General features: G+C 61.4%; 3 protein-coding genes and 1 pseudogene. 1 reads left to right on the top strand and 3 read right to left on the bottom strand.

The window, feature by feature from the left end; translation table 11 throughout:
- Positions 1 to 479 precede the first annotated feature (479 nt).
- The 3 genes and pseudogenes from FJ398_10340 to FJ398_10330 form a co-directional block, all read right to left on the bottom strand.
- A pseudogene (locus FJ398_10340) lies at positions 480 to 554 on the bottom strand (WD40 repeat domain-containing protein).
- A 73-nt stretch (positions 555 to 627) separates the two neighbouring features.
- Entirely contained in the window at positions 628 to 1446 is an 819-nt protein-coding gene (locus FJ398_10335; GenBank protein MBM3838345.1) for a DUF4058 family protein, read from the bottom strand.
- Positions 1447 to 1613: 167 nt separating this feature from the next.
- On the bottom strand, positions 1614 to 3956 hold the full coding sequence (locus FJ398_10330) for a tetratricopeptide repeat protein (GenBank protein ID MBM3838344.1): 2343 nt from the start codon (positions 3954 to 3956) through the stop codon (positions 1614 to 1616).
- A gap of 435 nt (positions 3957 to 4391) precedes the next feature.
- On the opposite strand from FJ398_10330, the gene FJ398_10325 reads away from it, so the two are divergent.
- Complete coding sequence (locus tag FJ398_10325) at positions 4392 to 6401, top strand: hypothetical protein (GenBank protein ID MBM3838343.1); 2010 nt, start codon at positions 4392 to 4394, stop codon at positions 6399 to 6401.
- Positions 6402 to 6555: the final 154 nt, after the last annotated feature.

Below are 6555 nucleotides of genomic sequence, written 5' to 3'. Positions count from 1 at the left end.
TTCGCTTTCTGGCGAGGCACGACGAAGGAGCATAGCCAGGGCTCTGCGACTGAGGAGAAACGAAGCCAGAAAGCGAAATCGCCCCAGCCCTCCGGGGCGGGGCGGCGCCTGGCCGGCTGCGGCGTTGTTCGTCGGTCACAGCCCCAAAACGGGGATGCTCCCTCCTCGCGCCTTGCATCCGGCCAGGCGGCGCTCCCGCCAAAACAGGAAGTTATTTTTGCACAGACCCTTAGCTAAGCCGCGGCGCCTCTGCAAAAGCGCCCGCAGTTCATCTTGGCAGCTTATTCGTGCATCCCTGAGGCCTTCACCGTCGCGTCGATTGCCAGCGTGGACGGCGCCCACCACAAGCGCAGCTCGGCCGGACAACCCGGATTGGCCGCGCCGCAAGCCGCCATCCTTTGATTGTCAGGCGAGAAAGCGACAAATTTGACTTCGGCTGAATGTTGGAGAGCCGCGACCTCGCGGTGAGTCGCGAGGTTCTAAAGCTTGATCTGAAAATCATCGCTGCCCGACGCGAGCGTCTTGCCATCCGGAGAAAACGCCACGGAAGTCACAGGTAATCGGTGTCCCGACCGTCAAAGTTCAGTGTTCGACCGGTTCCACGGGTTCCCCGCGCTGGCGTTGATCTCACACGCGCCCGGCCTTGCGGAGCAATTCCGCAACCCAGGTCGCCTCTTCCGGAGGCAAAGGAGGCTTCAAGGGCTTACGATAATCTGTCCGATCGTAGCGTCCGGTGTCATAAGCCTCGTCCACCACCTGCTGCAGATCGAGCGCCACGTCGCGGTCTCGGGGGCGGAGCGGAATGGCCAGGCACGGCAGCCGCTCGCGCAGAGGCAGCGGATACAACGCGCGCCGACCCAGTTGCGTCGCGCGAAAAACACAGACGAGGTACGGCGTCCGCTTGTCGGCCGGCAGGACGCTCTCATCCACCGAGAAAGCCCATTCGCCGGCGCGCACGAGGTCGATCTCAACGAGATTGACGCCCCCGGCCAAATAGTCACGCTGCTTGGACCGATAAGCCTCGCGCGCCTTGCCCGGCAATTTGTTGGACGGGCTGAGCACTTCAATGGCCGTCACGACGCGGCCACCGGAAGTCGGGTCATAGATCTCGACCCGGCGGTCCACCTCCGGCTCAGGCACGCGCACCAGCACGGGCTTGGCCAACGTCACGGGTGGAGCGAGTGTGGCGACGCCGCCTTCGCCGCCGTCCGGACGGTCTTCCACTACATCGACGTCCGGTCGAACCAGCGAGGGTGGCTCTTCTTCGACATCGACCAGAACGTCCTCTTCGGCGCGAGCAACCAACGGTTCGGGAAGCTGGCGCTGGAGTTGGTTGGCAATGTAAATAATCAGTCGGGAATGCACATCGCGCCAGTGCAACTCCAGCCAAGGATCCATACCTGGAAATGGACTGCGTATCACAGGGCCTGAGATTACCAACCCCATCTTCCCGTTCCAAGCCCGGACGTGGCGAGTCGGTAACCCTCAGTTATAATAACAACGGTGGAGCGACGCTCCCGCGGAGCCTTTCTTCGATGGCATTGGCTCGGCGGGAGCCTCGCCCCACCTTAACTGCCTTAACTGAGGGTTACGCGAGTCGAGCCCAGGGGCCTTCAAAGCGACCGATACAACTCTCGCACGCGCTCCAGGTTAATCGCAGGCGGTTCCTTCTCCAGCAGCCACTGGAGATCTTCCTTCGCACCGGTCCGGTCACCCGCGCGCATCCGCGCCATGGCTCGCTCCAGGCGTTCGCTGGTCGCGCTCGGGTCCAACGCCAAAATCAGATCGAGATAGCCCAGCGCGCTGCGCGGAGATTCCGAGTTGCGGGCGATGCCGGCAAGGTTGCGCAACATGCGGATAATGATTTCCCGCTTGGTCGCGGCTCGCAAATAATCCTGGGTGAACTGGCGCCCGGTGATCGTCACGATCTCTCGCACCTCGGATGGTGTGAGCGGTTTGCCGCCCTCGAACACGTCGATGATTTGTTCTTCGCCATGTTTCGGCGCGTGTTTCACCACAAAATGTCCTGGCAATCCGACCCCCGCCACGCGTTCCAGGCCGATTCTCCGCGCCAACTCAATGAATAACACCGACAAACTGATTGGGATTCCCTCCCGATCATCGAGCACGTGGTTCATGTAGCTATTGGCGCGGTTGTAGTAGTCGCCCGTTCGGCTGCCGTGAAAGCCGTTCTCGAAGAACAAATACTTTTTCAGCGCTTCGATCTTGGCGGCATCATCGCTTTGGGGTGGCAATTGCGCCTTGAGTTCAGCGGCCATATCCGCGAGCTGTTGCTGGTAAGCGGCGAGATCCAGATCCGGATTGTCGAGTTTGGCGAGCAACAGGGCGGCTTCAAAAAGATCGGTCTGCTCCTCCGCCTGCTCCAGGAGTTGAATCAATCGCCGCTCAATCGATCCCCGATGCACCGCCCAGGCCAGCTCCCGGACTTCAGCGGCTTGCTTGTCAAGCTGGCGGGCGCGCTCCGCCAGGAGCAACCGGCTCGCTTCGGGATGCGATTGCAACCGGGCAACGATCTCAGGATTCCACGCCGCGGTCGCCGAATTCAGCTTGGCGGTTATTTCAGAAAGGAAATCCGCCGGGGCCGCGGGATAGGCTGCGGCCAGATTTGTCCCCATTTGAAAATCTTTGAACGCAGCGCGGGTGTCGCGGAACTTGGCCAGCCCAACCTTTCCGCCGCGCCACTCGCGATCACTGGACTCAAACACCAATTGCTCGTTCACATAACAGCGCAAGGCGTCGTCTTCGACGCGGACCCGAAGCCGGTTCCAATCGCCGGGCCGGTAATGTGGGCTGGGCGCTTCCTTCAGGATCGTCCAGGCGAAAACGCTCGGGCCGTCGAAGCGCGTCAGGCGCAAGTTCCCGCCGCTCGGATAAAAGCCGTAATGCCGCTGATCGCCGTCGGACGCAAACACCAGCCCGGCCGCGCCGGTTTCGTTATCGAGCTTCACCGTCACGGCCAGTTCGTACGGCGGCTTCGGCGCGGGCTTTTGCGAAAGGCACAGGGCGCGGCCGCCGAAGCCGTTCCCCAGGCCATCGACCTCGATGCGCCCGGCCTTCCGGCTCCAGCGCGCGCCCATGACCGGAGTCCATTCTTTGGGATTGAGCGCGCTCAACGTGAGCCATCGGGTCATGGGAACGGGGTTGGGTTTGGCCAGGAGCAGTTTGAGCGCATCGACCGGCGTGGCGAAACCGAGGTTGGCGGACATTGCCGATTTCAAAGTCAGAATTCCGTGAACCCTTCCTTGCCGATCCAGCAAAGGCCCGCCGCTGTTCCCTTCTTCGATGGGGATCGCGAGTTGAATCATGTCGATGCCATCAAAATCCCGCCGCGCCGAGACCACACCCTGCACCACGCTGTATTCCAATCCGAGCGGATTCCCAATCGCGACGACGGCTGCGCCTTGCTTGAGCGTCTCGGAATCGCCCAGCGGCAACGCGGGCAAATCTTTTGCCTCGACGCGAATCAGGGCCAGGTCGAGTTTGCGGTCCCACGCGTGAATTTCGATGACGTCGTGGCGCGCGCCGTTGGCCAGGCGAACCGTGATGGGCCTGGCTTCGCCAATCACATGGAGACACGTGGCGATCAAGCCATCCGCCGAAACTACAAACCCGGACCCGACGCTGTCCTCTTTCCCGTCCCGGCCAGCATGCGAAACGACCACCACGGAAGGGCGAACCGCTTCGACGATCGCCTCGACGGATTTCTCTATCGTTTCGACAGCCTTGGCGGCGGCGCCCGAACGCGGCGGCGGCTCTGGCCGCGCGGGACTCTTTTCGGCGGCGATTGCTTCCAAGGATGCGGCCAAAACTAGAACCGACAGGTGGGTCGCACGACGGAGGGAGTTTCTTACAGAAGGCAACGAAGGCAACAAAGTCTTCGCTTTCTCCGTGGCCTTCAGTGAAGCCTTCGAGGTGGCGGGTTTCTGAGTCAGCATGTTTTCGGTCTGGAAGGTAGCCGAACGGCTTTTACGAGACCAGCGCGGAAGAGTAAATGCCTCGAACCACACTGATCGATTGCAATTCTGCGCTACCGCCGGACACGAAGCAATAAGATCGGTGCGATTAAAACTGTCGGTCAACGAAGTTTTCTCCCTCTCTTCCCGAAGGGAGGAGAGGGCCGGGGAGAGGAGGTGCGTTGGCTCGGGCCTCAGGTTTCCAGGAAACCCCTCTCTCCAACTCTCTCCCCACTCGTTTCCTCGCGGGGAGAGAGGGAAGTCAATCGGAGCCGCTGACCGACACTTCTAATCGCACTCGTAAATCGCCCTTGCTTGCGCCTGGAATTTCTCCAACCTTGATCCTGTGGCGACAGCGTTTCCCGGAACCGTAGCACGGCCATCGCTGCTCGAAATCGTCTCTGGTCTCAAGCGCGGATGAACAATCGGGACAAAATCGGCGACAGCATCGGTCACTACCAGATTACGGCCTCTCTGGGTGCCGGCGGCATGGGCGAAGTGTATCGGGCGCGGGACACGCGATTGGGCCGGGAGGTGGCGATCAAGTTTCTGACCGCGGATTACGCGGAGAGCGCGGATGGCTTGCGGCGGTTCGAGCAGGAAGCCCGCACCCTCGCGGCGCTCAACCATCCGAACATCCTCGTCGTTCACGACACGGGCGTGCATGAGGGCGCGCCGTATTTTGTGTCCGAACTGCTGGAAGGGCAGACGCTGCGAGAGGTGTTGGGCGGCGCCCAACTCCCGTTGCGCAAAGCCATCGAATACGCGCTGCAAATCGCTCAAGGCCTCGCGGCCGCCCACAGCAAGGGCGTGATTCACCGCGATCTCAAGCCGGAGAATCTGTTCGTCACGCAGGATGGGCGGGTGAAGATACTGGATTTTGGGCTGGCCAAGCTGAAGAGAGTTGAGAGGGGGAGTGAGTTGAGAGTTGAGAGAAAACCGTCGCCGACAACAACTGACTCTCAACTCTCAACTCAAACTCCTCTCAACTCAACCGCTCCGACGCTCCTGGAATCCACGCAACCCGGCCTGGTGCTGGGCACGCCGAGCTACATGTCGCCCGAGCAAGTGCGGGGCGAAGCGGCGGATCATCGCTCGGACATTTTCGCGTTTGGAGCGATTCTGTACGAGATGCTGAGCGGCCAGCGGGCATTTCGGCGGGACACGCCCGTCGAGACGATGAACGCGATTTTGAAGGAGGAGCCTCCCGACTCGATCGTGGCCCTTGCGAATGCTTCACCAGCATTGGAGCGAGTCGTTGAGCGGTGTCTGGAGAAGTCGCCGGACCGGCGTTTTCAGTCGGCGAGCGACCTGGCGTTTGCGCTGGAGAATCTGAGCGTGACTTCGCGTGTGTCCCCGCTCAATGCACAGGCGCTCGACGCACAAGCGGGAGCAAATATCCGGCGCGCACTGCCCTGGGCCATCGCCGCGCTGCTTGCGGTGGCGCTCGCGTTCCTCCTGCTCAATTCCCTTCGCGATTCCTCGCGTATTCAAACGCGCCAGAACCCGACGGTCCGGAAATTGGAACTCCGCTTTCCGCCCCCAAACAGAATGGAGAGCGCTGACCCAGTCGTCAGATATCTGGTCATCTCCCCGGACGGCAACAAGCTGGCTTACGTCAACGACGAAGGCCTGTGGATCCTTCGCCTGGAGCGGATGGGACCGCCGGAGTTACTCAGACGAGATGAGGACCTCCGGGGTTTGTTCTGGTCTGCAACGAGCGAGGAGATCGCGTATTTCAAAGGGGAAAATCTTTTCCGGGTGCCCATTTCCGGCGGCCAGCCGAACCTGATCTGCCGAGCGCCAACCCGCGCTTCTCCCCTCGGTGGAGGAGGAGTGTGGTTAGGCGATGGACGGATCATTTTTGCCACGGGCTGGCTGGAGACGGGACTGTATGAAGTGTCCGCGAAGGGAGGCAATGCCGCGCCTCTGCCAGTTTCCGAAGAGCCGCAGGTTTGGATCGCGAACCCAAGCCCGCTGCCGGGCGGAGGTGTCGTGTTCGTCGTCCGCAGCCAGGGAGGAGACGTCCTTGCAGCATGGACACCGCAACACGGTCTCAAAAACCTCTGGACCTCGCCGGGTGAGAGATTGTCCAAACCCGCATATTCGCCAACAGGCCATATCATTTTTGCGCGTCCGTCCGACAACCCTGGAATTTGGGCGTTTGCCTTCTCGTATCAGCGACTGGAGCGCGCGGGTGAACCGTTTCTCATTTCCGCGCAAGGCCACTCTCCAAGCGTTGCTGGAGACGGCACGCTGGTCCTCAATCTGAGCGAGCCCGCCTTGCGCCAGCTTGTCTGGGTGGATCGTAACGGGCGGGTGACCGGGACGATAGGTCCTCCCAAGCCAGGTCTGGGCATGGCTCGGCTTTCACTTGATGAAACCCGTGTGGCCGCGTCCTCGACGCGAGGATACTCCGGGCTCTAGGAGACGTGGATTTTTGATCCGTCGCGCGACACGGCCATCTGGCTGACGCGCGACCAAAACTCGAATCCCGACACCTTCTGGCTGCCTGGCGGCTCCAAGGTTTTGTTCCGACGCTGGACGCGGGACGGCGCGAAGGTCCTGATGCAATCGATCG

The organism is Verrucomicrobiota bacterium (assembly GCA_016871535.1).
Taxonomy (GTDB): Bacteria; Verrucomicrobiota; Verrucomicrobiia; order Limisphaerales; family SIBE01; genus VHCZ01.
Note: the sequence above shows the minus strand (reverse complement) of the source record. Positions and strands in the feature narration are given on the sequence as shown.

What these genes read in the sequence shown, in the direction of transcription:
- FJ398_10335 (MBM3838345.1), bottom strand. Translation starts at nt 1,446, where the DNA reads ATGGGGTTGGTAATCTCAGGCCCTGTGATACGCAGTCCATTTCCAGGT.
- FJ398_10330 (MBM3838344.1), bottom strand. Translation starts at nt 3,956, where the DNA reads ATGCTGACTCAGAAACCCGCCACCTCGAAGGCTTCACTGAAGGCCACG.
- FJ398_10325 (MBM3838343.1), top strand. Translation starts at nt 4,392, where the DNA reads ATGAACAATCGGGACAAAATCGGCGACAGCATCGGTCACTACCAGATT.